Consider the following 2,327-nt stretch of genomic DNA (forward strand, 5'->3'; position numbering starts at 1 on the left):
ATCACCTCGATACGGAACTGGAAAAGGCGGGCTTCGGCCCGCCTTTTTTATTGCGCCGGATTATCGGTGCACTTATGTGTTTTCACGACCGCAATGGAGGGTGACGTGACCAAAGTTCTGTTCTGATCCGCACAAACGCAGTTCCAGACGAAAGAATAGAGCCATGTCACGACCGTTGCTTGACGCCAGTGCGCGTCATCCCATTACATTGCCGAACGGCGACCCGCATCGCGGGACGGCGCATCTCAATCGCGTCATCGATCATCCGAATATCGAGATTGGTGATTATTCCTATTATTCCGATTTCGATCCGGTTGACGATTACGCAGCGCGCATCGCGCCCTATCTCTATCCGGGTGCGCCCGAAAGGCTGTTGATCGGCAAATTTGCCCAGATCGCCCACGGCGCACGCTTCATCACGAGTTCCGCCAACCATCCGATGGGCGGCTTTTCGACCTATCCGTTCGCGGTCTTCAATCCCGACACGATGACGGCCTATGCCGACGAGGTCGCCGCGCATGGGGACACGACCGTCGGCCATGACGTCTGGATCGGTTACAAGGCGATGATCCTGCCGGGGGTCGCGATAGGGCATGGCGCGATCATCGGGGCAGGGGCGGTCGTAGGCGGCGATGTGCCGCCCTATGCGATCGTCGGCGGCAATCCTGCAAGACTCATCCGAATGCGGTTCGATGCGGAGACCATCGCCGCGCTCCTGGCCATTGCATGGTGGGACTGGGATATCGAGCGCATCGCTCGGAACCGGAACGCCATCGAGAACGCCGATCTCGCGGCGTTCTGAAGAAGGGTTACCGGTCCCGTCAGTGGAGCGTGTCTCCATCGACGGATCCGTGGCTTCATCGGTCAAGCTGTGCGACGGGCTCAACGGCAATCGGAGTCGTCCACCGCAAGAAATCCGCCGCCTTTGACAGTGAATGTCTGGACAAGGGTGATGGAGCGTAATATGAGACGCGCCGTCGCGCGCTTTGCACCGGCACGATAGGGGTATAGCTCAGTTGGTAGAGCGACGGTCTCCAAAACCGTAGGTCGCGGGTTCGAATCCTGCTGCCCCTGCCAGTTTTTCGCATTCCCCCCTTGATTTTGCCAAGAATCGGCTTTAGGTGACCCGGTGCGCTGGTATTGTCCAGTCGGACGGGTGCGCATTCATGGAAAGCTGGCAGCGGTGTGAGAAGCGTGGTGCGCTTCGAACGCCCTTTTTTGACCTCTAGCTCAGCGACCATGGAAATGGAAAACGCCGCACGGCGCGAGCCTTGCAATGGAACCGGACATCATGGCAAAAAGCAATCCTTTCACCTTTCTGCAGCAGGTTCGCTCAGAAACGGCAAAAGTGACGTGGCCCTCGCGCCGCGAAACCATGATCTCGACGATGATGGTGCTTGCAATGGTCGTGATTGCTTCGCTGTTCTTTTTCACGGTCGACCAGATCTACGGATGGGGTTTCGACTTCATCTTCGGTCCGACACGCTAATTATTTTACGGAATTTACAGTACATGCCTGCTCGCTGGTACATTGTTCACGCGTATTCGAACTTCGAAAAGAAGGTCGCAGAATCCATTGAGGAAGCTGCGAAGGCGAAGGGCCTGTGGGGTCATTTCGAACAGATACTCGTACCGACCGAAAAGGTCATCGAGGTGCGCCGCGGACGCAAGGTGGATTCGGAACGCAAGTTCTTCCCCGGCTACGTGATGGTGCGCGCGAACCTGACGGACGACGTGTTCCACCTGATCAAGAACACGCCGAAGGTGACCGGGTTCCTCGGCTCGGACAACAAGCCGATGCCGATCAGCGACAAGGAAGCCGACCAGATCCTCGGACAGATCCAGGAAGGCGTGGAGCGGCCGAAGCCGTCCGTGTCGTTCGAGGTCGGGGAGCAGGTGCGCGTCTCGGACGGTCCGTTCGCGTCGTTCAACGGCGTCGTGCAGGAAGTCGACGAGGAGCGTTCGCGTCTCAAGGTGGAAGTTTCGATTTTCGGCCGGGCGACTCCGGTCGAGCTTGAATTCGGTCAGGTCGAAAAAGGCTGACCGTCGCGGCCTTGGCCGCAGGAGCGGTGGGAGAAAAGGCATCTTTAGCCGGATGCCGGATCGTACCACCAACTCTTTGAACCGCCGGGCGACCGGCATCGTTGCAATAAAGAGAGTGAAAAATGGCTAAGAAGATTGCAGGCCAGCTCAAGCTCCAGGTCCCGGCAGGGTCGGCTACGCCGTCGCCGCCGATCGGTCCTGCGCTTGGTCAGCGTGGCATCAACATCATGGAATTCTGCAAGGCGTTCAATGCCGCCACGCAGGAGATGGAGAAGGGATCCCCG

At 58.3% G+C, this 2,327-nt stretch carries 4 protein-coding genes and 1 tRNA gene; all 5 read left to right on the plus strand.

Annotated features, from left to right (window positions below; translation table 11 throughout):
- Positions 1-163: 163 nt before the first annotated feature.
- Entirely contained in the window at positions 164-802 is a 639-nt protein-coding gene (locus IG169_RS23690; RefSeq protein WP_193178751.1) for a CatB-related O-acetyltransferase, read from the plus strand.
- Positions 803-1,001: 199 nt separating this feature from the next.
- Positions 1,002-1,077: transfer RNA gene (locus tag IG169_RS23695), tRNA-Trp, on the plus strand.
- A gap of 214 nt (positions 1,078-1,291) precedes the next feature.
- The gene (gene secE, locus IG169_RS23700) at positions 1,292-1,489 is read left to right on the plus strand and encodes a preprotein translocase subunit SecE (RefSeq protein ID WP_193178752.1); all 198 of its coding nucleotides are present in this window, start codon (positions 1,292-1,294) and stop codon (positions 1,487-1,489) included.
- 23 nt (positions 1,490-1,512) lie between these two features.
- Complete coding sequence (gene nusG, locus IG169_RS23705) at positions 1,513-2,043, plus strand: transcription termination/antitermination protein NusG (RefSeq protein WP_193178753.1); 531 nt, start codon at positions 1,513-1,515, stop codon at positions 2,041-2,043.
- A gap of 122 nt (positions 2,044-2,165) precedes the next feature.
- On the plus strand, positions 2,166-2,327 hold a 162-nt coding region (locus IG169_RS23710; RefSeq protein ID WP_487345385.1), incomplete at its 3' end, for an uL11 family ribosomal protein.

Origin of the sequence: Oricola nitratireducens (assembly GCF_014904745.1) — a bacterium.
GTDB lineage: Bacteria > Pseudomonadota > Alphaproteobacteria > Rhizobiales > Rhizobiaceae > Oricola > Oricola nitratireducens.